The organism is Luteimonas composti (assembly GCF_042678665.1).
Taxonomy (GTDB): Bacteria; Pseudomonadota; Gammaproteobacteria; order Xanthomonadales; family Xanthomonadaceae; genus Luteimonas; species Luteimonas composti.
In genome coordinates, this window is the sequence record NZ_JBHTKU010000001.1 from 855,933 (window position 1) to 877,626 (window position 21,694).

General features: G+C 70.1%; 21 protein-coding genes and 1 pseudogene. 15 read left to right on the forward strand and 7 right to left on the reverse strand.

Features of this window, described 5'->3' with window-relative positions; genetic code table 11:
* Window positions 1-127 precede the first annotated feature (127 nt).
* Complete coding sequence (locus ACFQ2D_RS03930; RefSeq protein WP_280940786.1) at window positions 128-358, forward strand: DUF6116 family protein; 231 nt, start codon at window positions 128-130, stop codon at window positions 356-358.
* Window positions 359-369: 11 nt separating this feature from the next.
* Complete coding sequence (locus ACFQ2D_RS03935; protein WP_280940785.1) at window positions 370-1,146, forward strand: TatD family hydrolase; 777 nt, start codon at window positions 370-372, stop codon at window positions 1,144-1,146.
* A gap of 19 nt (window positions 1,147-1,165) precedes the next feature.
* Here the strand turns inward: ACFQ2D_RS03935 and ACFQ2D_RS03940 are convergent, their stop codons facing one another.
* Entirely contained in the window at window positions 1,166-1,963 is a 798-nt protein-coding gene (locus ACFQ2D_RS03940; RefSeq protein ID WP_280940784.1) for a tRNA threonylcarbamoyladenosine dehydratase, read from the reverse strand.
* A gap of 67 nt (window positions 1,964-2,030) precedes the next feature.
* On the opposite strand from ACFQ2D_RS03940, the gene ACFQ2D_RS03945 reads away from it, so the two are divergent.
* The 6 genes from ACFQ2D_RS03945 to ACFQ2D_RS03970 all read left to right on the forward strand — a co-directional run bounded on the left by ACFQ2D_RS03945 (window position 2,031) and on the right by ACFQ2D_RS03970 (window position 7,413).
* Complete coding sequence (locus ACFQ2D_RS03945; protein ID WP_280940783.1) at window positions 2,031-2,492, forward strand: hypothetical protein; 462 nt, start codon at window positions 2,031-2,033, stop codon at window positions 2,490-2,492.
* Window positions 2,493-2,652: 160 nt separating this feature from the next.
* Window positions 2,653-3,126 carry a peptidoglycan-associated outer membrane lipoprotein precursor gene (locus ACFQ2D_RS03950; RefSeq protein ID WP_280940782.1) on the forward strand — a complete coding sequence of 158 codons (474 nt, stop codon included), beginning with the start codon at window positions 2,653-2,655 and terminating at the stop codon, window positions 3,124-3,126.
* A gap of 127 nt (window positions 3,127-3,253) precedes the next feature.
* Window positions 3,254-3,757 carry a DUF456 domain-containing protein gene (locus ACFQ2D_RS03955; RefSeq protein WP_280940781.1) on the forward strand — a complete coding sequence of 168 codons (504 nt, stop codon included), beginning with the start codon at window positions 3,254-3,256 and terminating at the stop codon, window positions 3,755-3,757.
* 53 nt (window positions 3,758-3,810) lie between these two features.
* A complete protein-coding gene (locus ACFQ2D_RS03960; protein ID WP_280940780.1) occupies window positions 3,811-4,986 on the forward strand; it encodes a mechanosensitive ion channel family protein in 1,176 nt (391 codons plus the stop codon).
* Window positions 4,983-6,116: a phospholipase A gene (locus ACFQ2D_RS03965; RefSeq protein ID WP_280940779.1), complete on the forward strand. Its 1,134-nt coding sequence runs from the start codon at window positions 4,983-4,985 to the stop codon at window positions 6,114-6,116. The genes ACFQ2D_RS03960 and ACFQ2D_RS03965 overlap by 4 nt, the downstream gene beginning before the upstream one ends.
* Before the next feature lie 31 nt (window positions 6,117-6,147).
* Window positions 6,148-7,413 (forward strand): phospholipase D-like domain-containing protein, encoded by a 1,266-nt coding sequence (locus ACFQ2D_RS03970; protein ID WP_280940778.1) that lies wholly within the window; start codon window positions 6,148-6,150, stop codon window positions 7,411-7,413.
* 80 nt (window positions 7,414-7,493) lie between these two features.
* On the opposite strand, the gene ACFQ2D_RS03975 is transcribed toward ACFQ2D_RS03970, so the two are convergent.
* The 3 genes from ACFQ2D_RS03975 to ACFQ2D_RS03985 all read right to left on the reverse strand — a co-directional run bounded on the left by ACFQ2D_RS03975 (window position 7,494) and on the right by ACFQ2D_RS03985 (window position 10,972).
* A complete protein-coding gene (locus ACFQ2D_RS03975) occupies window positions 7,494-8,129 on the reverse strand; it encodes a glutathione S-transferase family protein (protein ID WP_280940777.1) in 636 nt (211 codons plus the stop codon).
* 118 nt (window positions 8,130-8,247) lie between these two features.
* Window positions 8,248-9,780, reverse strand: a complete 1,533-nt coding sequence (locus tag ACFQ2D_RS03980; protein WP_280940776.1) for a fumarate hydratase — start codon at window positions 9,778-9,780, stop codon at window positions 8,248-8,250.
* 181 nt (window positions 9,781-9,961) lie between these two features.
* Window positions 9,962-10,972 (reverse strand): LacI family DNA-binding transcriptional regulator, encoded by a 1,011-nt coding sequence (locus ACFQ2D_RS03985; protein ID WP_280940775.1) that lies wholly within the window; start codon window positions 10,970-10,972, stop codon window positions 9,962-9,964.
* Between the two features lie 97 nt (window positions 10,973-11,069).
* Between ACFQ2D_RS03985 and ACFQ2D_RS03990 the strand changes: the two genes are divergently transcribed.
* The 7 genes and pseudogenes from ACFQ2D_RS03990 to ACFQ2D_RS04020 all read left to right on the forward strand — a co-directional run bounded on the left by ACFQ2D_RS03990 (window position 11,070) and on the right by ACFQ2D_RS04020 (window position 18,570).
* Window positions 11,070-12,122: a sugar phosphate isomerase/epimerase family protein gene (locus ACFQ2D_RS03990; RefSeq protein WP_280940774.1), complete on the forward strand. Its 1,053-nt coding sequence runs from the start codon at window positions 11,070-11,072 to the stop codon at window positions 12,120-12,122.
* Window positions 12,123-12,165: 43 nt separating this feature from the next.
* Window positions 12,166-13,389, forward strand: a complete 1,224-nt coding sequence (locus ACFQ2D_RS03995; RefSeq protein WP_280940773.1) for a nucleoside permease — start codon at window positions 12,166-12,168, stop codon at window positions 13,387-13,389.
* A 10-nt stretch (window positions 13,390-13,399) separates the two neighbouring features.
* Window positions 13,400-14,524: a Gfo/Idh/MocA family protein gene (locus ACFQ2D_RS04000; protein ID WP_280940772.1), complete on the forward strand. Its 1,125-nt coding sequence runs from the start codon at window positions 13,400-13,402 to the stop codon at window positions 14,522-14,524.
* A 118-nt stretch (window positions 14,525-14,642) separates the two neighbouring features.
* Window positions 14,643-15,473, forward strand: a pseudogene (locus ACFQ2D_RS04005) (sugar phosphate isomerase/epimerase family protein); the annotation flags it as partial.
* 48 nt (window positions 15,474-15,521) lie between these two features.
* Window positions 15,522-16,112 (forward strand): 3-keto-disaccharide hydrolase, encoded by a 591-nt coding sequence (locus ACFQ2D_RS04010; protein WP_280940963.1) that lies wholly within the window; start codon window positions 15,522-15,524, stop codon window positions 16,110-16,112.
* A complete protein-coding gene (locus ACFQ2D_RS04015; protein WP_280940771.1) occupies window positions 16,109-17,788 on the forward strand; it encodes a GMC family oxidoreductase in 1,680 nt (559 codons plus the stop codon). Before ACFQ2D_RS04010 ends, ACFQ2D_RS04015 begins: the two co-directional genes overlap by 4 nt.
* Entirely contained in the window at window positions 17,788-18,570 is a 783-nt protein-coding gene (locus ACFQ2D_RS04020) for a gluconate 2-dehydrogenase subunit 3 family protein (RefSeq protein ID WP_386795528.1), read from the forward strand. Before ACFQ2D_RS04015 ends, ACFQ2D_RS04020 begins: the two co-directional genes overlap by 1 nt.
* 72 nt (window positions 18,571-18,642) lie before the next feature.
* Here ACFQ2D_RS04020 and ACFQ2D_RS04025 read toward each other — a convergent pair whose 3' ends face one another.
* From ACFQ2D_RS04025 to ACFQ2D_RS04035, 3 genes are read right to left on the reverse strand one after another with little or no spacing between them, the layout of a single operon-like run.
* Window positions 18,643-19,374 carry a 3-keto-disaccharide hydrolase gene (locus ACFQ2D_RS04025; RefSeq protein ID WP_280940769.1) on the reverse strand — a complete coding sequence of 244 codons (732 nt, stop codon included), beginning with the start codon at window positions 19,372-19,374 and terminating at the stop codon, window positions 18,643-18,645.
* 41 nt (window positions 19,375-19,415) lie between these two features.
* Window positions 19,416-19,991 carry a gluconate 2-dehydrogenase subunit 3 family protein gene (locus ACFQ2D_RS04030; RefSeq protein ID WP_280940768.1) on the reverse strand — a complete coding sequence of 192 codons (576 nt, stop codon included), beginning with the start codon at window positions 19,989-19,991 and terminating at the stop codon, window positions 19,416-19,418.
* Window positions 19,991-21,676 carry a GMC oxidoreductase gene (locus ACFQ2D_RS04035; protein ID WP_280940767.1) on the reverse strand — a complete coding sequence of 562 codons (1,686 nt, stop codon included), beginning with the start codon at window positions 21,674-21,676 and terminating at the stop codon, window positions 19,991-19,993. Before ACFQ2D_RS04035 ends, ACFQ2D_RS04030 begins: the two co-directional genes overlap by 1 nt.
* Window positions 21,677-21,694: the final 18 nt, after the last annotated feature.

Here is a 21,694-nt window from a genome sequence, read left to right on the forward strand (position 1 = left end):
ATTGCAGCACCTCGAAGCTGAACAGGGCCCGGAAACGTCCCGCGAATCTGACGGCGCCATGAACTCCGTCACATCCGGCCCCGTGCTAGCGTTTAAGCGTCGCCGGTTCCGAACCACGGGTGCCACCATGGCCAATCCCCTCCTGCTGCCGCTGCTCAACTGGGCGCGCGGCCTGCGTTATCCCGCCCTGTTCAAGCTCACCGCGACGGCGTTCGCGATCAGCGTGCTGTGGCCGTTCGATCCGATCCCTTTCATCGACGAGATCGTGCTGGGCCTCGGCACCCTGCTGCTGGCCAACTGGAAGAGTCGCAAGCACGGCGTCGAGTCGCCGGTCCAAGGCCGGGCGCGGCGCCGCTGACGGGCCGGGCCATGCAGCTCGTCGACAGCCATTGCCATCTGGACGCCGGCGAGTTCGATGCCGACCGCGCCGCCGTCGTCGAGGCCGCGCGCGCAGCCGGCGTGCGCCAGCAGGTCGTGCCGGCCACCCACGCGCAGGCCTGGCCCGGCCTGCGCGAGACCTGCCGGTCCGCGCCGGGTCTGTACCCGGCCTATGGCCTGCACCCGGTGTTCCTCGACCAGCATCGCGACGGCGATCTCGCCAGCCTGCGCGAGTGGCTGGAGCGCGAACGCCCGGTCGCCGTCGGCGAGTGCGGCCTCGACTACTTCGTCGAGGACCTGGATCGCGATGCGCAGCAGGCCTGGTTCGAGGGCCAGCTGTGCCTGGCCCGGGACTTCGGGCTGCCGGTGATCGTGCATGCGAGGCGGGCGGTGGATGCCGTCATCGCCACCCTGCGCCGCATCGGCGGCGGCGCGCTGCGCGGGGTGGTGCACAGCTTTTCGGGCAGCGAGGAGCAGGCGCGCCAGCTGTGGAAGCTGGGTTTCCTCGTCGGTCTCGGCGGTCCGCTCACCTATGAGCGCGCCCGGCGCCTGCGCCGGCTGGCCACGTCGATGCCGCTGGAGTTCCTGCTGCTGGAAACCGACGCGCCGGACCAGCCCGACGCGGACCATCGCGGCCAGCGCAACGAGCCGGCGCGGCTGGTCAACGTGCTGGACACGGTCGCGCGCCTGCGCGACGCCGACCCGGCGGAGATCGCCGCTGCGACCACCGCGAACGCGCGCCGGCTGTTCGCCCTGCCCGCGGCCTGACCACGGCCGCCGAAGCGGCTCAGGCCGTGCCCGGCTTGAGCAGGATCTCCAATGCCTTGCCCACCGCGGCGAAGGCGAAAGCGCCGGTGATATGGGTGGCCGCGCCAAGGCCGACCCCGCAGTCGAGCTTGAGCGCGGCATCCGGACCGGCCGCAGGCCGCAGGCCGCAGACGCTGCCGTCCGGCTGCGGATACTTGACGTTCTCCAGCGAGTAGATCGCCGGCACGCCAAAATAACGGTCGCGGTTCTTGGGGAAGTTGAACTCGCTGCGCAGCTTCTTGCGGATCAGCGCCAGCATCGCGTCGTGCTCGGTGCGCGAGAGGTCGCGCACGCGTACCTGGGTCGGGTCGGTGCGCCCGCCTGCAGCGCCGACGGTGACCACCGGCAGCTTGCGTCGCCGGCACCAGGCGATCAGCTCGACCTTGCTGCGGAAGCTGTCGCAGGCATCCACCACCAGGTCGAAGCCCTGGTCGAGCAGTTCGCCCAGGTTGGCGGGGGTGAGGAACATCGGCACCACGTCGAGCGAAATCGCGGGACTGATCGCGCGGCATCGCTCGGCCATCGCCTCGGCCTTGTTGCGGCCGTAGGCGCCCGCCAGCGCGGGCAGCTGGCGGTTGGTGTTGGACAGGCACAGGTCGTCGGCATCGACCAGGCTCAGGTGCCCGATCGCACTGCGCGCCAGCGCCTCGGCGACCCAGGACCCCACGCCGCCCAGCCCGACGACGGCCACGCGCCGGCCGCGCAGGCGCTCGACCGCGCCGCGCCCGTACAGCCGGTCGATGCCCGCGAACCGCTCGTTCCACACCGTGTCGTCCATGGCGCCAAGTTTAAACGCGCGGGCCGCGTGGTATCGTCGCCGCCCGGTCCACACCTCTCCAGACGCCATGTCCGCAACGCCTCCAGGAACCCGCCCCGAGCGCAAGCCGCCGTCCGCCGCTGCGCGCTATTTCTTCATGTTCCTGCTCGGGCTGGTCATCGGCGTGGTGGCGCTGGTCATGCTGTTGCGCACCCTGGAGGCGCGCAAGACCTGGCGCGACCACTATCCCGAGGCGTTGATGCACGTGCTCGCGGCGCAGACCGCGCAGATGCGCGACAACGCCGGCGCCAACCGCTGCAGCCCCACCGACACGCTGCCGCACCTGCAGTCCTTGCGCAGCCTGGGCAACGATTTCGAACGCGCTTTCCCGGACCTGCGCGACGACCAGCGCTTCGTCCAGCATGCGGCGCAGTTCCGCGGCACCCTGGACGCGGCGCTCGGCGCGCCGGCGGTCGGCTGCGAGGGCGTGCAGCAGACCTCCGCCAGGATCGGCGAGGCCTGCAAGGCCTGCCATCAGGACTTCCGCTGACGTCCACGCCGCGCGATCCGCGCGGCTGAACCGCGACTGCACCGGCGCGCCCACCGGTGCCTCGGCGACGTCGATGTTGCCGCGATGTTCACCGCTGCGCTTCCAGTATCCGACCGTGCCGCCACGCGCGGCCCGGCCCCCCGGAAACCAGGAGTCACCGATGAACATCCGCATGACCTGTGTCGCCGCCGTCGCCACGCTGGCCCTGGCCGGCTGCGCCAGCACCTCGCCCGGCTACGGTTCGGGCTATGGCACGACCTCCCCCGCCCCGCCGTCGGGCCGCTGCTACGACTGCGGCACCGTCGTCTCGATCCAGGCTGCCTCGCGCGATACCGGCACCAACATCGCCGGACCGGTGCTGGGCGGCATCGTCGGTGCCGTCGCCGCCAAGGAACTGGCCCGCAAGAACACCGACAGCCAGGGCCGCCGCAATGTCGCCACCGCCGCGGGCGCCGCTGGCGGCGCCATCGCCGGCAACGCCATCCAGAACCGCGTCGAAGGCAACCGCAGCGGCTATACGGTCCACGTCCGCATGGACGACGGCCGCACCGTCGCGCTGCACCAGGCCGACCTCGACGGCATCCGCGAAGGTTCGTACGTACGCGTGCAGAACGGACGCGCCTGGGCCTATTGATCCAGGTATCCGGGCCGACGTCGCATGGCGCGGCGTCGCGTCCGGTCCGCATCGAGGGCCACCCCGAGGGGTGGCCCTCTTTTTTTGCCAGAATGCCGGGGCGGCTTGCGCCGCCACGGGAGCTTCCATGGATACCCAATCGCTCTATTACGCGCTGGCGGTGCTGCTGGTCCTGGTCGGGATCGCCGGAACGGTCCTGCCCGCGATTCCCGGCCTGCCCCTGGTGTTTGCCGGCATGCTGCTGGCGGCATGGGCCGGCGACTTCCAGCAGATCGGCGGCTGGACCCTGCTGGTGCTGGCCGTCCTCACCATGGTCTCGATCGGCGTCGATTTCCTCGCGTCCGCCGCGGGCGCCCGACGGGTGGGCGCCAGCCGACTGGCGATGATCGGGGCGTTGGTCGGGACCGTGGTCGGGCTGCTGTTCGGCCTGGTCGGCGTGTTCGCCGGGCCGTTCTTGGGCGCGGTGGCCGGCGAACTGATCGACCGGCGCGGCATCGCGCACCGCCACCTCGGCCACGCCACGCGCGTCGGCATCGGCACCTGGTTCGGGATCTTCGTCGGCATCGTGCTCAAGCTGACCCTGGCCTTCGCCATGGTCGGCGTCTTCGCCCTGGCCTGGTGGGCCGATTGACGCCGCCTTCCCATCGCATGGCTAGACTGCCGCTTTTCCGACGCCCCTCCCCCATGCCCGCACCGTCGTGGCGCCCCGTGCGCGCGTTCGCCCTCCTGCTGTCGATTCTGCTGCTGGCGGCCGCGCCCGCGCTGGCCATGCAGGAGGCGCCGCCCGCAGCGCCGACCGCGAACGAGCCCGCTGCCGGGGGCGCGACCGCGACGGACCTCGCCCAGCCCCTGCCGCCGCCCGAGACCGACCTGCGCGGCCGCTTCGACTTCGCCTTCGACAAGCTCTCGGCCGGCCTGACCGCCTTCATCGCATGGCTGCCGCTGCTGGCCGTGGCGGTGTTGATCGTCGCCTTCGCGGCCTGGCTCGCCGGCTTCGTCTCGCGCCGCCTGCACCTGCTCCGGCTGCGCACCGACAACCCGTACATGAACGGGCTGATCCGCAACGTGGTGCGCGCGGTGATCGTGCTGTTCGGCGTGGTGGTCGCGCTCAACCTGCTCAACGCCACCGCGCTGGTCACCGCGGTGCTGGGCTCGGCCGGCGTGGTCGGCCTGGTGCTGGGCTTCGCGTTCAAGGACATCGCCGAGAACTACGTGGCCGGTATCCTGCTGAGCCTGCGCCAGCCCTTCGCCCCCGGCCACCACGTGGTAATCGACGGCAACGAGGGCAAGGTGGTGGCCCTGCATTCGCGCACCACGGTGCTGATGACCATGGAAGGCAACGAGCTGCGCCTGCCCAACGCGCTGGTGTTCAAGGCGATCATCCTCAACTACTCGCGCAATCCGAACCGTCGTTTCGACTTCACCATCCCGATCGACCTGGCCCAGTCGATCCGCAGCGCGCAGTCGCTGGCGCTGGAACAGATCTGCGGCATCGACGGCCTGCTGCAGGATCCGGGCCCGTCCTGGACGGTGCACGAGTACGGACCGGGCGGCATCGTGCTGCGCTTTTTCGGCTGGGTGGACCAGCGCAGCAGCGACCTGGGCAAGGTGCGCAGCGAGGCCATCCGCCGGGTCAAGGCCGCCTTCGCCGAGGCCGGCATCGAAGCGCCGCGCACCACCTACCACATCCTCAACGTGCGCACGGCGGTCGACGATGCGCCTTCCGCGCAGGTCGAACCGGTCAACGGTGCGATCGCCGACACCTCGGTCAACCGCGACATCGACCGCCAGCTGGCGCAGGCCCAGCAGGAGGCCGCTGCCGACACCAACCTCCTCGAACCTCCCACCGGCAATCCATGACCCCTCGCGCATCCCGTAACGCCGCCCTGGCCCTTCTGGCCGCGGCCACAGCCCCCTGCCTGGCGCAGACGCCGACCACCCTGGAGGCCTGCGCGGCGCTCGAGGTCGACGCGGCCCGCCTCGCCTGCTACGACGCGCTGGCCGGCCGCGCCGCGCCCGACCCGCTGCAGGCCGACGGCGCTGCGGAGCGCGCACGGGCGGCGCTGGACGCCGCCAAGGCGCGCGACGAGCGCGGGGCCCGAAACCTGTTCGCGCACGAGGAGCCGGACGAATCGGCACTGGCCAACGTCGGCCGCGGTTCCCTGCTCGACAGCCGCTGGGAGCTGGCGCGCGACTCCAAGCTGGGCCTGTTCAACTTCCGCGTCTACAAGCCGGTCTACCTGATGCCGGTGTTCTGGACTTCTGACGTCAACGACACGCCCGCCTCGCCCAATCCGGACAACACGGTCACCACGCCGCAGGGACTCGACGCGCTGGAAACGAAGTTCCAGCTCAGCTTCAAGACCAAGGCGGTGGAGAACCTGTTCGGCGACAACGGCGACATCTGGCTGGGCTATACCCAGAGCTCGCGCTGGCAGGTGTACAACGCGGAGCAGTCGCGTCCGTTCCGCGAGACCAACTACGAGCCGGAGGTGCTGCTGGTGTTCCGCAACGGCTACAGCCTCGGCGGCTGGAACGGGCGCATGGCCGCGGTCGGGATCAACCACCAGTCCAACGGCCGCGGCGACCCGCTCTCGCGCAGCTGGAACCGGATCATGTTCAACATCGGTCTGGACCGGGACAACTGGGCGCTGATGCTGCGTCCCTGGATCCGCATCAGCGACGGAGACGACGACGACAACCCGGGCATCGAGGACTACGTCGGCCGCGGCGACCTCACCCTCACGCACGTGCGCGGGCGCAACGAATTCTCGCTCATGGCGCGCCACTCCCTGCGCGGCGGCGACCGTTCGCACGGTGCGGTGCAATTCGACTGGGGCTTTCCGATCCACGAGTCGCTGCCGATGCGCGGTCGCCTGCAGGTCTTCCACGGCTATGGCGAGAGCCTGATCGACTACAACCACAAGGCGACCTACGTGGGCCTCGGCATCTCGCTGCAGGAATGGTTCGCGCCGCGGGTCGCCGACTGACTCCCACTCGCGGCATACACGGGAACCCGACATGGGCTGGACCATCGCACTGACGATCGTGGCGACCATCGTGGCGGCAGCGCTGGCGATGAACTTCTCCACGCCCGAGAAGAAGATCGAGCGCAAGGTCGAACACCGCCACGGCGTGTGCGACCCGCAGTTCCGGCGCGAGATGTCGGTACTGCTCGGACCCGGGATCCTGCACGGCAACCGCGTCGAGCCCTTGCACAACGGCGACGAGATCTTTCCGGCGATGCTGGAGGCCATCCGCGCCGCCCGCCAGAACATCACCATGGAGACCTACATCTACTGGTCGGGCGACATCGGCCGCAAGCTCGCCGACGCGCTGTGCGAGCGCGCCCGGGCGGGCGTGCGCGTGCACCTGGTGGTGGACTGGGCCGGTAGCCTGAAGATGGACGACGAGCTGCTGGAGACGATGCAGGACGGTGGGGTGCGGGTCGAACGCTACCGTCCGCTGCGCTGGTACAACATCAGCCGCCTGAACAACCGCACCCACCGCAAGTTGCTGGTGGTGGATGGACGCATCGGCTTCACTGGCGGCGTCGGCATCGCCGACCAGTGGACCGGCCATGCGCAGGATCCCGAGCACTGGCGCGAGACCCACTTCCGCGTCGAAGGCCCGGTGGTGGCGCAGATGCAGGCGGCATTCAACGACAACTGGATCAAGACCACCGGCGAGCTGCTCAACGGCGAGGACTACTTTCCCGCGCTCGAGCCGGCCGGCGACATGGATGCGCACCTGTTCATCGCCTCGCCCGCCGGCGGCAGCGAGAGCATGCACCTGATGTACCTGACCGCGATCGCCGCGGCCTGCACCAGCATCGACCTGTGCGCGGCCTACTTCGTGCCCGATCCGCTGATCGCCCAGGCCCTGCTGGCCGCGCGCAAGCGCGGCGTGCGCGTGCGCGTCCTGCTTCCTGGCGAGCACATCGATTCGGAGACGGTGCGCCACGCGTCCAAGGCCTCGTGGGGCGAACTGCTGGCCGGCGGCGTCGAGATCCACGAGTACCGGCCGACGATGATCCACGTCAAGCTGCTGGTGGTGGATGGCGAACTGGTGTCGGTGGGCTCGACCAACTTCGACATCCGCTCGTACCGGCTCAACGACGAGGCCAGCCTCAACGTCTACGACCGCGACTTCGCCGCGCGCATGACCGGGGCCTTCGAGCGCGACCTCGAGCAGGCCCGCCAGTACGACCTGGACACCTGGAAGCGCCGGCCGCTGCGGCAGAAGATAGCCGAGAAACTGGTCCGCCCGCTGCGTTCGCAGGTGTAGCGGCCGGCGGCGCAGCCGCGGGCGACGCGACGAGGGACCGCGTCGACCGAGCCGCTACCTGCGCGACGCGGCCGTGGCGGTCAGGTCCAGTCGGTGAGCCCCTCGCGGCGATAGACCTCGGCGAACGACGGCAGCGCCTTCATCCGCCGCGCGTGTTCGGCCAGTGCCGGCCAGCTGTCGCTGGGCCGCGGCATGTTGCGCGACCAGCGCATCAGCATGGTCAGCACGAAGTCCGCGGCGCTGCGGCGGTCGCCGAGCAGGTAGGGGCCGTTGTGCGCCAGGTGCGCGTCCACCTGCTCCCAGGCGGCCTCGATCTCGGCCAGCGCGCGCGCCTGCACCTGCGCGATCTGGTCCTCGCCCGCCGGTTCGTGCGGGTAGAACCAGCGCCGGTAGGCCGGCATCAGGGTATAGGCGCAGAACAGCATCCAGCGGTACCAGGCCGCGCGTTCGGGCGTGCCCACCGCCGGCGCGAGTCCGGCTTCGGGATGCAGGTCGGCCAGGTGCATGGCGATCGCAGCCGACTCGGTCAGCACCTGGCCGTCGATCACCAGGGTCGGCACCCGGCCCTGCGGGTTGAGTCCCAGATAGTCGGGCGCTTTCTGCTCGCGCCGGTCGAAATCGAGCATGCGCAGGTCGTGTGCAATCCCGAGCTCGATCAGCAGCCAGTGCACCACCAGCGATGCCGTGCTCGGGGAACCGTAAAGGATGACGCTCATGCGGGACTGCCCTGCGGACGGGAAGCCCGAGTATGGCCTGCCGCAGGACTCGCCGCACGCTGGAGCCGCCCGCGGGGGCGGCGCGAAGCCGGCGCCTGGCCGGCTCCGCTCGAGCGCGTCAGGCGATCTCGACCACCGGGATCTTGCCGATCCGCGCCTGCCACTGCTTCGGCCCGGTCTGGTGCACCGACTCGCCGGTGGAATCGACCGCGACGGTCACCGGCATGTCCTTGACCTCGAACTCGTAGATCGCCTCCATGCCCAGGTCGGCGAAGCCGACGACCTTCGACGCACGGATCGCCTTCGACACCAGATAGGCCGAGCCGCCGACCGCCATCAGGTAGACCGACTTGTGCTTGGCGATCGCCTCGCGCGCCGCCGGGCCGCGCTCGGCCTTGCCGATCATGCCCAGCAGTCCGGTCTGCGCCAGCACCTGCTCGGTGAACTTGTCCATGCGCGTGGCCGTGGTCGGGCCCGCCGGGCCGACCACCTCGTCGCGCACAGGGTCGACCGGGCCGACGTAGTAGATGAAGCGGCCGTTGAGGTCGACCGGCAGTGGCTCGCCCCTGTTGAGCATGTCGACCATGCGCTTGTGCGCGGCGTCGCGGCCGGTGAGCATCCTGCCGTTGAGCAGCAGCACCTCGCCCGGTTTGAAGGTGGCGACTTCCTCGCGGGTGATCGTGTCGAGATCGACGCGGCGCGCGTTCTGCGGGTTGTAGGTCAGCGTCGGCCAGTCCTCGAGCGAGGGCGGGTCCAGCGCAACCGGGCCGCTGCCGTCGAGGGTGAAGTGCGCATGGCGGGTGGCGGCGCAGTTGGGGATCATCGCCACCGGCAGGTTGGCCGCGTGGGTCGGATAGTCCTTGACCTTGATGTCGAGCACCGTGGTCAGGCCGCCCAGCCCTTGGGCACCGATGCCGAGCGCGTTGACCTTCTCGTACAGCTCCAGGCGCAGTTCCTCGGCGCGGTTGGACGGGCCGCGGGCGATCAGGTCCTGGATGTCGATCGGCTCCATCAGCGATTCCTTCGCCAGCAGCATCGCCTTCTCGGCGGTGCCGCCGATGCCGATGCCGAGCATGCCCGGCGGGCACCAGCCCGCGCCCATGGTCGGCACGGTCTTGAGCACCCAGTCGACGATCGAATCGGATGGGTTGAGCATGGCGAACTTGCTCTTGGCCTCCGAGCCGCCGCCCTTGGCCGCGACGATCACGTCCACCTTGTCGCCGGCGACGATCTTCATGTTGACCACGGCCGGGGTGTTGTCCTTCGTGTTCTGGCGCTTGCCGGCCGGATCGGCCAGCACCGAGGCGCGCAGCTTGTTGTCCGGGTGGTTGTAGGCGCGGCGCACGCCCTCGTTGACGGCGTCCTCGAGCGAGCCGGTGAAGCCCTCCCAGCGCACGTCCATGCCCACTTCCAGGAACACGGTGACGATGCCGGTGTCCTGGCAGATCGGGCGGTGGCCTTCGGCGCACATGCGCGAGTTGATCAGGATCTGCGCCATCGCGTCCTTGGCCGCCGGGGACTCCTCGCGCTCGTAGGCGGCGGCGAGATTGCGGATGTAGTCGACCGGGTGGTAGTAGCTGATGTACTGGAGGGCGTCGGCGATCGACTGGACCAGGTCGTCCTGCTTGATGGTGGTGGGGGCGTGGCTCACGGCTGGCTCGGCGCTTGCGGGGAATCCCCCATTTTAGCCGGGGAGCCGCGCCCGTTCCGGTTCCGTGGGGCCCATGGCCGCACCGCTGCTTCCCAGCGGCGGCCGGTGTCGCCGACCCTCGGCCCGCCACCGGCCGTCCCGCGGCCGTCGCCCTTGGGCGAGCGCGACCCCTCCCGGGCCGTCAGGCGCGCCCTGGCGGCGGTGCGGTCGATCCCCGGAGCATCAGGCTGAAGTCCAGGGTCTGCTGGCGGGGGACGTCCTCGGCGCGCAGGATCGCGAGCAACAGCCTGGCCGCGCGGACGCCGATCTCGTGCATGGGCTGGCTGATCGTCGTCAGCGGCGGGCTCAGGTAGCGCGAGGAGGCCAGGTCGTCGAAGCCGACCACCGAGAAGTCCTCCGGCACGCGGATGCCCAGGTCCCTGCAGGCGGCGAGCACCCCCAGCGCCATCTGGTCGCTGAAGCAGAATGCGGCGGTCGGCGCGGCGTGTTCGCCCAGCACGCGCCTCGCGGCCTGGTAGCCCGATTCCACCGAGAAATCCCCCGGCACCGGAACCAGCGAGTCCAGCCGGCCGTACGCCAGCGCCGCCGCCCGGGCGCCTTCCAAGCGCTGGCGATGCAGCGGGTTGTCGGGCGGACCGCCGACCACCGCGATCCTGGCATGCCCCAGCGCGTACAGATGCGCCATCGCCGCACGCGCCGCGGCCGCGTTGTCGATGTGGACGCTGGGAATGCCCAGGGTCGGATCGAACTCGCAGCCATTGACCACGGGTGCCTTGGCGCCGAGCTGGCGGACGATCTCCCGCGCCGTCGGCGGCAGGCGGTGGCCGAGCACGATCATGCCGTCGGCCTGGTTGCGCGGCAGCATCTGCGCGTAGCGCTCCTCCCGCTCGGCCTGGTGCTCGGTATCGCCGAGCAGGACCGCGTAGCCCGCCGCCTGCGCGGCTTCCTCCGCGCCCTTGAGGATCCGTGCGAAGAACGGGTTGCCGATATCCGGCACCGTGATCAGGATCTTGCCGCAGCGCTGGGTCTTGAGCGTCCGCGCCGACGCGTTGGGCACATAGCCCAGCGCGGCGGCGGCCTGCTCGATGCGCCTGCGCGTGTCCGGCAGGACCTTCTCCGGGCGCGAGAGCGCGCGCGACACGGTGCCTGCCGAGACGCCGACGTGCCTGGCGATGTCGTAGATGGTGGCCATGTCCCGGTCCCCGAAGCGTCCGATGCAGTGCACAACGCGTGCCCCGATCATCGCATGCTAGGATCGGATGCAATCGATTGCATCAGGGTGGTTCGGCATGCGGACACTGCAGGGCCCGGCGCTGTTCCTGGCCCAGTTCATTGGCGACCGGGCCCCGTTCGACCGGCTGGACACCCTCGCGGGCTGGGCCGCGGGACTCGGGTATCGCGGCGTCCAGTTACCGACCAGTACCCCGCACATCTTCGACCTCGCCCAGGCGGCGCAGAGCCAAGCCTATTGCGACGACCTGGCCGCCATGCTGGCCGGACACGGGATCCGGATTACCGAACTGTCGACCCACCTGCAGGGCCAGCTGGTGGCCGTGCACCCGGCCTACGACGCCCTGTTCGACGGCTTCGCCCCGGAACGCCTGCGCGGGAATCCGGCCGCCCGGCAGGCCTGGGCGGTGGACCAGCTCAAGCTGGCCGCCAAGGCCAGCCAGCGCCTGGGGCTCACGGCCCACGCCACCTTCTCCGGCGCCCTGGCCTGGCCCTACCTCTATCCCTGGCCGCAGCGCCCGCCCGGCCTGGTGGACGAGGCCTTTGCCGAACTCGGCCGCCGCTGGCGCCCGATCCTCGATGCCTTCGACGACTGCGGCGTCGACCTGTGCTACGAGATCCACCCTGGCGAGGACCTGCACGACGGCGCGACCTTCGAGCGCTTCCTCGACGCGGTCGACCACCACCCGCGCGCGAAGATCCTCTACGACCCCAGCCACCTGCTGCTGCAGCAGATGGACTACCTGGGCTTCATCGACCGCTACCACGCGCGCATCGGCATGTTCCACGCCAAGGACGCCGAGTACCGCGCCGACGCGCGCAGCGGCGTGTATGGCGGCTACCAGGGCTGGATCGACCGCCCGGGCCGGTTCCGCTCGCTCGGAGACGGGCAGGTCGACTTCAAGGCGATCTTCTCGAAGCTGGCCCAGTACGATTTTCCCGGATGGGCGGTCGTGGAGTGGGAGTGCTGCCTGAAGCACCCGGAGGACGGCGCGCGCGAGGGCGCGGCCTTCATCCGCGAGCACCTGATCCGCGTGACCGAACGCGCGTTCGACGACTTTGCCGATGGCGGCGCCGACCCGAAGGCGCTGCGCGGCATGCTGGGGCTTTGAATCCATACCGCTTGATGCGGGCACCACCCTGGGAGGGGATGCAATGACGGCCACGATGTCGCGCCTTGGCGTGATGATGTTCCTGCAGTTCTTCATCTGGGGCGCCTGGTTCGTGACCCTGGGCACGTACCTGGTCAATGGCCCCCTGCAGGCCAGCGCCAGCCAGGTGGCGACGGCGTTCCTCAGCCAGTCGGTCGGCGCGATCGTCGCGCCGTTCCTGGTCGGGCTGATCGCCGACCGCTACTTCGCCGCGCAGCGCATCCTCGCCCTGCTGCACCTGGGCGGCGCGGCGCTGATGTGGGGCGCATCGACGGCCACCAGCTTCAATACGTTCTCCGGGTTCGTGTTCGGCTACATGCTGCTGTTCATGCCGACCCTGGCGCTGGCCACCAGCATCGCGATGCGGCACATGCAGTCGCCGGAGAAGCAGTTCCCCCCGGTGCGCGTGGCCGGCAGCATCGGCTGGATCGTCGCCGGCGTGCTGATCGGCTGGCTGGGCTGGGAGCAGACCCAGCGCCTGGACTTCACCTTCAAGATGGCCGCGATCGCTTCGGCGGTGCTGGGCCTGTACGCGCTGACCCTGCCGCACACGCCGCCGCTGGCGCGCGAGCGGGGTGCGAAGCTGGGCGAGATCCTCGGGCTGGATGCGGCGCTGCACCTGCTCAAGTCGCGCGCCTACCTGGTGTTCTTCCTGGCCTCGATCGCGATCTGCATCCCGCTGTCGTTCTACTACAACTTCACCAACCCCTTCCTCAACGACGTGGGCGTGCGCGGCGCGGCCGGGCTGCAGTCGCTGGGCCAGGTGTCGGAAGTGCTGCTGATGCTGGCCATGCCGTTCCTGTTCGTGCGGCTGGGGGTGAAGGTGATGCTGGCGGTGGGCATGGCGGCGTGGGTGCTGCGCTACGTGATGTTCGCCTTCGGCGACGCGGAAGCGGGCTTCGCCCTGCTGGTGATCGGCATCGTGCTGCACGGCATCTGCTACGACTTCTTCTTCGTCACCGGCCAGATCTACACCGACGCGCACGCCGGGCAGAAATTCCGCAGCAGCGCGCAGGGCTTCATCACCCTGGCCACCTACGGCGTGGGCATGCTGATCGGCACCTTCCTGTCCGGCGCGGTGGTCGAGTACTACACCACCGAGGCCGGTCCGGACTGGGAGCGGATCTGGCTGTTCCCGGCCGGGGTCGCCTTCGTGGTGCTGGTGGCCTTCCTGCTGCTGTTCCGCGAGGGGCGCGCCGGGGCACCCGCCGCGGCCTCCGCGCACTGAGGCCGGCGCGATGGGAACGCTTGGAGTCGCCATCGTCGGCACCGGGATGATCGGTGCGGTGCACCGCCGCGCGGCGGTGCTGGCGGGCGCGGTGGTGCGCGGCGTCGCCGCGTCCTCGCCCGCCCGTGCGCAGGAAGTGGCGCAGTCCTGGGGCGTGGCGCGCGCCTACGGGGGGATCGAGGATGCGATCGCCGATCCGCAGGTACAGGTCGTGCACGTGTGCACGCCCAACCATCTGCACCGGCCGATGGCGCAGGCCGCGCTGGATGCCGGCAAGCACGTGGTCTGCGAAAAGCCGCTGGCGACCACGCTGGACGACGCGCGTGCCCTTGCGGCGCTGGCCGCGTCGACCGGGCTGGTCGCAACGGTCCCGTTCGTCTATCGCTACCACCCGGTGGTGCGCGAGGCGCGTGCGCGCGTGGCCGCCGGTGAGATCGGCCCGCTGCGGCTGATCCACGGCAGCTACCTGCAGGACTGGCTGCTGGATCCGGCCAGCAACAACTGGCGCGTGGATCCCGCCCTGGGCGGCGCCTCGCGCGTGTTCGCCGACATCGGCTCGCACTGGTGCGACCTGGTGGAATGGGTGGGCGGCGAGCGCTTCGCCGAAGTCAGCGCGGTGTTCGAGACCGTGATCGCCGAGCGCGCCGCGGCCACCGGCAAGAGCTTCACCACGCCCGCGGCCGGCGGCGGCACCCAGGCGGTGTCCAGCGAGGACGTGGCCGCCGCCATGTTCAGGACCAGCCACGGCACGCTGGCGACGGTCACGGTCAGCCAGGTCTCGGCGGGGCGCCGCAACCGCCTGTGGTTCGAGATCGACGGCGCGAAGGCCAGCGTGGCCTTCGACCAGGAGGACTGCGAGCGGCTGTGGATGGGCTATCCGGACCAGCGCGAGGAAGTGTTCGTGCGCGGGCCGGGCGCCGGCAGCGCCGAGCAGCGGCGGCTGTCGGTGCTGCCCGCCGGCCATGCGCAGGGCTATGCCAACTGTTTCGAGGCCTTCGTCGCCGACACCTACCAGGCGATCGCGCGCGAACGCCCGGAAGGACTGCCGACCTTCGAGGACGGCCTGCGCTCGGCGCTGATCGTCGATCGCGTCATCGCTTCGGCCCGGTCGCGCGCGTGGACGCCGATCGCCTGATCTTCCGCCGCGCGCCGGGATCCCTCGCCGGCCGCGCCGGTTCCGCCCGCCTGCAGCGCGACACGCGCGGGGTGGATTCCCATCCGCCGTCACCCGACTTCCGGAGGACACCATGACGATCCCCACCCTGCGCAGGCTTGCGGCCGCTGCGCTCGCGCTCTTCGCCACCCTGCCGGCCCTCGCGCAACAGGGCGATGCCGGCGCCCGCCCCCTCGCCGTGCAGATGTACACGCTGCGCAATGCCGGCTCGCTCGAGGACCAGCTGAAGATCGTCCACGACGCGGGCATCCGCGCGGTGGAGACGGTCGGGACGCAGGACGCCACGGCGGACGATCTCAAGCGGCTGCTGGACCGGTACGGGATCGAGGCGATCGCGGCCCATGTGTCGCTGCCCGAACTCCGCGACAACCTGGACGAGGTAGTGGCATTCCACCGCGCCATCGGCAACCGCGTGCTCGTCGTGCCCTGGCTGCAGCAGGACGAGCGGCCGGCCGACGCGGACGGCTGGCGCGCGCTGGGCCGCGAGCTGGGCACGCTGGCCGCGCGCCTGCAGTCGATGGGCATGCGGCTGGCCTACCACAACCACGACTTCGAGCTGGTCGACTTCGAGGGCACGACGGGCCTGGAGCTGCTGTTCGAGGCGGCCGGCCCGGCGCTTGCCGTCGAACTGGACCTGGCCTGGGTGGCGCGCGCCGGTCGCGATCCGGCGGCGTTCCTCGGCAAGTTCCCCGGCCGCGTCTACTCGGTCCACGCCAAGGACAACGCGCCGGAGGGCCAGGCCGAAAACGAACAGGGCTTCACCGCCGTGGGCCAGGGCGTGCTCGACTGGGATGCCATCCTGCCCGCCGCCGCGGACGCGGGCGTGACCTGGTACATCGTCGAGCACGACCTTCCGCGCGATGCCGCCGCCGTCGTCAAGGCGGGCGCTGCCTTCCTCGGCGAACGCATCGCCGGCGACAACCAGCTGAGCAGCCAGGAACGGGCCGACGGCTGGCGGTTGCTGTTCGACGGCAAGGACCTGTCGCAGTGGCGCAACTTCAAGGGCGACGGACTGAGCGACAAGTGGGTCGTCGAGGACGGCGCCATCAAGCTGGCCGGCGCGGGCGGCGGCGACATCCTGACCAGGGCCAAGTACCGGGATTTCGACCTCCGCCTGGACTGGAAGATCGCCGAAGGCGGCAACAGCGGGATCTTCGTCCTGGCCGACGAAACCGGCGAGCACATCTACTCGCACGCGCCTGAAATCCAGATCCTGGACAACGAGCGCCATCCCGACAACAAGCTCGACACCCATCTGTCCGGTTCGCTCTACGACATGATCGCCTCGCCCGCGGCCTCGCACAGGATCGCGGGCGAGTGGAACCGGGTGCGCATCCTGCTCGACCAGGGCCGGCTGACGATCTGGCAGAACGGCGTGCAGACGGCATCGGTGGAGATCCACGGCGCCGAGTGGAAGCGGCTGGTGGCCGCCAGCAAGTTCGCCGGCTGGGCCGGCTTCGCCGCCAACGAGAGCGGCCATATCGGCCTGCAGGACCACGGCGACGTGGTGTGGTTCAAGAACCTCAAGATCAAAGAACTGAAGCGATGAACGATTTCGCCCACGACGTGCTGGTCGTCGGCTCCGGCGCCGGTGGCGCCATGGCCGCGTACGAATTGACCCGCCAGGGCCACAAGGTGCTGATGCTGGAAGCCGGCCGCCACTACGATCCGCGGACGGAAACGCCGATGTTCCGGCCCAATGCCGACGCGCCCTTGATGGGCGCGTCCACGCCGGACAAGGACTTCGGTTTCTACGACTCCACCGTCCATGGTGGCTGGGAGGTGCCGGACGAGCCCTACACCACCGCCGAAGGCACCGAATTCCTGTGGTGGCGGGCCCGCATGCTGGGCGGTCGCACCAACCACTGGGGCCGCTATTCGCTGCGCTTCAGCGAGCACGACTTCAAGGGCAAGAGCCGCGATGGCCTTGGCGCCGACTGGCCCTTCGAGTACGGCGACATCGCGCCCTGGTACGACAGGACCGAGGCACTGATCGGCGTCTGCGGCACCAACACCGGCCTGGACGACATGCCGCCATCCGCGGAAGGCGTGCTGCAACCGCCCCCGATGCCGCGAATCCCCGAACTGCTGATCGCCGCCGCGGCGAAGAAGCACGGCATCGCCGCGGTGCCGATGCACCGGGCCGTGCTGACCCGGCCGCTGGACGAGCGCGCGCCCTGCTTCTGGGCCACGCCCTGCGGCTACGGCTGCTCGATCGGCGCCGCGTTCCAGACCACCACCTCGCTGCTGCCGATGGCGCAGGCGACCGGCCGCCTGCGGATCGTCACCGACGCCATGGTCAGGACCGTGGCCACGGATGCCGGCGGCCAGGTCACGGGCGTGACCTATATCGACAAGAAGACGGGCACCGAACGGCGGCTGGACGCGAAGGTGGTGGTGCTGGCCGCGAGCGCCTGCGAGTCGGCGCGCATCCTGCTCAACTCCAAGACCGCCCGCCACCCCGATGGCCTGGCCAACTCCAGCGGCCAGGTCGGCCGCAACCTGATGGACTCCACCGGCGCCGGCCTGTCGGCGCTCGTCCCGGCGCTGATGGACCGGCCGCGCTACAACGAGGACGGCCACACCGCCAACCACCTGTTCATTCCGTGGTGGGGGCACGAGGCCCAGGCCAGGGGCGAACTGGATTTCCCGCGCGGCTACCATTTCGAACTCGGCGGGCGCTTCGGCGAACCCGGGGCGTACGTGAGCGGCGACCTGCAGGGCTACGGCCCCGCGCTGAAGCAGCAGGTGCGCGCGCATTACGGCGCCTACGTGCATTTCGCACTGCGCGGCGAGATGCTGCCGAACGAGCATTGCTACATGGATATCGACCCGCAGGTCACGGACAAGTGGGGCATTCCCGTCCCGCGTTTCCACTGGCGCTGGTCGGAGCATGAACTCAAGCAGGTCGCGCACGGCCTGAAGACCGCCAAGGCCATCCTGGAGACGATGGGCGCGACCGTGGGCGAGCTGCCTGCGCCCGAAGACGCGATCAAGAAGGGCGGCGAGATCATCCACGAGGTGGGCACCACCCGGATGGGCGATTCGCCCGAGGACTCGGTGACCAACCAGTGGGGCCAGACCTGGGACTGTCCCAACCTGTTCGTGATGGACGGCGGCGTGTTCGCCTCCAACCCGCACAAGAACTGCACCCTGACCATCATGACGCTGGCGATGCGCAACAGCGCCTGGCTGGGCGACCAGCTCAAGGCGGGAGCGCTGTGATGTGGGCACCACGCGAGGACCAGACCATGCCTGCCGGAACCGACGGCGTCGAGCCCGCCTATGCGAACAGGCTGACCCGGCGCGAGTCGCTGAAGCTGCTGGCCGCACTGGCGGCCAGCGCCATGCTGCCTGCCTTGCCCGCCGCCGCATCGACGCCGCCGGCTGGGCCAGATGGCGATGCCGGCCATTGGCCGGAGCTGGATCTCCAGCCGATCACGGCCGAGGGCTACGGCAAGGATCCGGACCTGATGACTCCGCCGGACACGCCCTGGCCGCTGACGCTGACGCCGGCCCAGCTGTCGCTGCTGGCCCTGCTGTCGGACATCATCGTGCCGGCGGAAGGCAAGTCGCCCTCGGCGTCGGCCGTGCAGGTGCCGTCGGTGGTCGACGAATGGGTGAGCGCGCCCTATCCCGACCAGCAGCGCGACCGGCTGACGATCCTGTCCGCGCTCGCCTGGCTCGACGACGAAGCTGCGCTGCGCTTCTCCAGGCCGTTCACCGCGCTGGAGACGGCGCAGCAGCTGGCGATCATCGACGACATCGCCTACTACGGCGAACAGACCCCAAGGCGGTTCCAGCGCATCGCCGGCGCCTTCTCGCGGCTGCGCAACCTGGTCCTGGCCGCCTACTTCTGCACGCCCGCAGGCATGGAGGACATCGGCTACCTGGGCAACGTGGCGATCGCCGGGGATTACCCCGGCCCTACGCCGGAGGCCTACCAGCACCTGGACAAGGTGCTGGCGGAACTCGGCTTGAGCGGATTCGCCTACCCGGTGGGCTGAGCGCTGCCGCACGCAGGGGCGGCGCCTGCACCGGCAGATGCCGCCAGCCTGGGGACCCGACCTCGCGCGTTCCTACAGCTCCCGCACCCAGATATTGCGGAAGCTGACCTCGGAGTCGTGATCCTGCAGGGCGATCGGCGCGCAGCCGTGCGGCTCGTAACTCGGCGCCCCGCGGTACTCGGTGCGGCCGGCGATCACGGTGTCGTCCTGAACCAGGACGCCGTTGTGCAGCACCGTGATGCGAGCCGGGGCAAGCAGCCCGCCACCTTCGGAGAAGCGCGGCGCCTTCCAGATCACGTCGTAGCTCTGCCACTCGCCCGGCGGGCGCGAGGCGTTCACCAGCGGAATCGCCTGCTTGTAGATCGAGGCGGCCTGGCCGTTGGCGTAGGTGGGATTGTCGTGGCTGTCGAGCACCTGCAGTTCGTAGCGTTCCTGCAGGAAGACGCCGCTGTTGCCGCGGTCCTGCCCGTCGTGGCCGCGACTGTCCGCCGGCGAGCGCCACTCGATATGCAGCTGGATGTCGCAGAAGGACTGGCGGGTGCGGATGCCCCTGCTGCCGGGCACCACGGTCGCCACGCCGTCGGCGACCTTCCAGGGGGCCTCGCCGCCCTGCTCCGACTCCCAGGCCGCCAGGCTGCTGCCGTCGAACAGCACCACCGCGTCCGACGGCGCCGCGCCCACGGGCGTGGCCACGACCGGTGGCACCGGCGTCCAGGCTTCGGTCTTTTCCGGGTCAGCGGTCGGATCGTGGGCCAGCGCGAGCGCGCCGGCCAGCACGCCGGTCGCCAGCAGGGTCGCGCGCATGGCCGAAACCCGCCGCCGCGTGCGGGACGAGGGCCCGCGCATCACCGGGTCGCCCAGGCCGGCGTACCCGGCTCGTAGGGCAGGTCGCCGTCGTAGTGGCCGGGCACCGGCTCGTAGCGCAGCACCTGGGTCGCGCCGACTTCCGAGGTGAAGAAGCTGAAGATGACCAGCTGCTTGACCATCGTGAACCAGTGCACGCCGCTGCCGCTGCCCGAACCATCCGCGGCCACCCATGCATTGCGGGCCTGCTCGCCCGCCTGGCGGTCCAGGCCGGTCAGCAGCTGCAGGCGCCCGGCCTGCGGCAACGACAGGAAACTGCCGCCGGCGCGCCGGTCGAGATCCACCAGCCCGGCGCGGAACGCGTCCTGGTCCTCGCTGGCGTAGCAGTCGGCGACGAATCGCGCCATGAACGCACCCACGCCGGCGTCCTTCGCCCCGGGAGTGTCGGTGCGCGGAATGATCGCCTCGGCGATCTCGTCCAGCAGCGCCACGTCCTGCGCGGTGAAGCCGGCGGCGGCCTGCGCGGCGGGCGCCTGCCCGAGGACGAAGGCCGGCATCCCGACCATCGCCACGCCGGTGGCGGATGCGATCAGTTTCAGCAGTTCACGACGTTCCATCACAGGTTCCCCGCCTTGAGTTCGCGCACCGCGTGGTCGGCGGCGCGCGCGGTCAGCGCCATGTAGGTCAGCGACGGATTGACGCAGCTGGCCGAGGTCATGCAGGCGCCGTCGGTGACGTACACGTTGGGCGCGTCCCACACCTGGTTGTGCGCGTTGAGCACCGAGGTCTTCGGATCGCGTCCCATGCGCGCGGTGCCCATTTCGTGGATGCCCCGGCCCGGCGCGTAGTTGCCGTCGTAGGTCCGCACGTCGCGCACGCCCGCCGCCTCCAGCATCTCGGCCGCATCGGCCGCCATGTCCTTGCGCATCGCCCGCTCGTTGTCGCGGATCGAGACGTCCATGGCCAGCACCGGCAGGCCCCACTTGTCGCGCACGCTGTGGTCGAGGCGGATGGTGTTGTCGTGGTAGGGCAGGATCTCCCCGAAGGCGGTCATGCCGATGGTCCAGGCGCCCGGCGTGCTCAGCGCCTCCTTCAGCCCGGCGCCGATGCCCAGCTCGGCCACGGCCCGCGACCAGCCCTCCCGGCCTGCCCCGCCCTGGTAGCCGAACCCGCGCAGGTAGTCGCGCCGGTCGTTGCCGACGTTGCGGAAACGCGGGATGTAGAAGCCGCAGGGGCGGCGCCCGGAGTAGTACTTGTCGTCGTAGCCGTCGACGACGCCCTGGGCGCCGACCTCGAAGTGGTGGTCCATCACGTTGTGGCCCAGCTCGCCGGACGAGGAGCCCAGCCCGCCTTCCCACACGTCGGTGGCCGAGTTCATCAGCACCCAGGTGGAATTGAAGGTCGAGGCATTGAGGAAGATGACGTTGGCCGTGTACTCGTAGGTCTGTCCGTTCTCGGCATCGATGATCTCCACGCCGCGCGCACGCTTGCGGTCCTTGTCGTAGAGCACTTCCTTGACGATCGAGAACGGTCGCAGGGTCAGGTTGCCGGTCTGCATCGCCGCCGGCAGGGTCGCCGACTGGGTCGAGAAGTAGGCGCCGAACGGACAGCCCAGGATGCACTTGTTGCGGTACTGGCAGTTGGTCCTGCCCTGCTCGGGGCGCGGCTCGGTGATGTTGGCGGTGCGCGAATGGATCATGTGGCGGCTGCCGCCGAAGGCCTTGCGGATGCGGGCGGCGACGTCCTTCTCGACCACGTTGAGCGGGATCGGCGGCAGGAACTTGCCGTCCGGCAGCACGTCCAGGCCTTCGACGGTACCGGCGATGCCGGCGAACGTCTCGACGTGGTCGTACCAGGGCGCGAGGTCCTCGTACCGGATCGGCCAGTCGACGGCGATGCCCTCGCGCGCATTGGCCTCGAAGTCCATCTGCGAGAAGCGGTAGCTCTGCCGGCCCCACATCAGCGAGCGCCCGCCGACGTGGTAGCCGCGGAACCAGTCGAAGCGCTTGGTTTCGGTGTAGGGACACTCCTTCTCGTCCGCCCACATCCCGTAGGTGCTCTCGGACAGCGGGTAGTCGCGGCGCAGCACCGGGTGCGCTTCCTTCATCGCCTGGGTGGGCACGTTGCGATGCGGGTAGTCCCAGGTTTCCTTGTGGGCGTTGACGTAATCCTTGACGTGCTCGATGTTGCGGCCGCGCTCGAGCATGAGCACCTTGAGCCCCTTCTCGGCCAGCTCCTTGGCGGCCCAGCCACCACTGATGCCCGAGCCGACGACGATCGCGTCGTAATGATTTTTCGCCATGGATGACTGGTTCCTGGG

What these genes read in the sequence shown, in the direction of transcription:
- ACFQ2D_RS03930 (WP_280940786.1), top strand. Translation starts at nt 128, where the DNA reads ATGGCCAATCCCCTCCTGCTGCCGCTGCTCAACTGGGCGCGCGGCCTG.
- ACFQ2D_RS03935 (WP_280940785.1), top strand. Translation starts at nt 370, where the DNA reads ATGCAGCTCGTCGACAGCCATTGCCATCTGGACGCCGGCGAGTTCGAT.
- ACFQ2D_RS03940 (WP_280940784.1), bottom strand. Translation starts at nt 1,963, where the DNA reads ATGGACGACACGGTGTGGAACGAGCGGTTCGCGGGCATCGACCGGCTG.
- ACFQ2D_RS03945 (WP_280940783.1), top strand. Translation starts at nt 2,031, where the DNA reads ATGTCCGCAACGCCTCCAGGAACCCGCCCCGAGCGCAAGCCGCCGTCC.
- ACFQ2D_RS03950 (WP_280940782.1), top strand. Translation starts at nt 2,653, where the DNA reads ATGAACATCCGCATGACCTGTGTCGCCGCCGTCGCCACGCTGGCCCTG.
- ACFQ2D_RS03955 (WP_280940781.1), top strand. Translation starts at nt 3,254, where the DNA reads ATGGATACCCAATCGCTCTATTACGCGCTGGCGGTGCTGCTGGTCCTG.
- ACFQ2D_RS03960 (WP_280940780.1), top strand. Translation starts at nt 3,811, where the DNA reads ATGCCCGCACCGTCGTGGCGCCCCGTGCGCGCGTTCGCCCTCCTGCTG.
- ACFQ2D_RS03965 (WP_280940779.1), top strand. Translation starts at nt 4,983, where the DNA reads ATGACCCCTCGCGCATCCCGTAACGCCGCCCTGGCCCTTCTGGCCGCG.
- ACFQ2D_RS03970 (WP_280940778.1), top strand. Translation starts at nt 6,148, where the DNA reads ATGGGCTGGACCATCGCACTGACGATCGTGGCGACCATCGTGGCGGCA.
- ACFQ2D_RS03975 (WP_280940777.1), bottom strand. Translation starts at nt 8,129, where the DNA reads ATGAGCGTCATCCTTTACGGTTCCCCGAGCACGGCATCGCTGGTGGTG.
- ACFQ2D_RS03985 (WP_280940775.1), bottom strand. Translation starts at nt 10,972, where the DNA reads ATGGCCACCATCTACGACATCGCCAGGCACGTCGGCGTCTCGGCAGGC.
- ACFQ2D_RS03990 (WP_280940774.1), top strand. Translation starts at nt 11,070, where the DNA reads ATGCGGACACTGCAGGGCCCGGCGCTGTTCCTGGCCCAGTTCATTGGC.
- ACFQ2D_RS03995 (WP_280940773.1), top strand. Translation starts at nt 12,166, where the DNA reads ATGACGGCCACGATGTCGCGCCTTGGCGTGATGATGTTCCTGCAGTTC.
- ACFQ2D_RS04000 (WP_280940772.1), top strand. Translation starts at nt 13,400, where the DNA reads ATGGGAACGCTTGGAGTCGCCATCGTCGGCACCGGGATGATCGGTGCG.
- ACFQ2D_RS04015 (WP_280940771.1), top strand. Translation starts at nt 16,109, where the DNA reads ATGAACGATTTCGCCCACGACGTGCTGGTCGTCGGCTCCGGCGCCGGT.
- ACFQ2D_RS04020 (WP_386795528.1), top strand. Translation starts at nt 17,788, where the DNA reads ATGTGGGCACCACGCGAGGACCAGACCATGCCTGCCGGAACCGACGGC.
- ACFQ2D_RS04025 (WP_280940769.1), bottom strand. Translation starts at nt 19,374, where the DNA reads ATGCGCGCGACCCTGCTGGCGACCGGCGTGCTGGCCGGCGCGCTCGCG.
- ACFQ2D_RS04030 (WP_280940768.1), bottom strand. Translation starts at nt 19,991, where the DNA reads ATGGAACGTCGTGAACTGCTGAAACTGATCGCATCCGCCACCGGCGTG.
- ACFQ2D_RS04035 (WP_280940767.1), bottom strand. Translation starts at nt 21,676, where the DNA reads ATGGCGAAAAATCATTACGACGCGATCGTCGTCGGCTCGGGCATCAGT.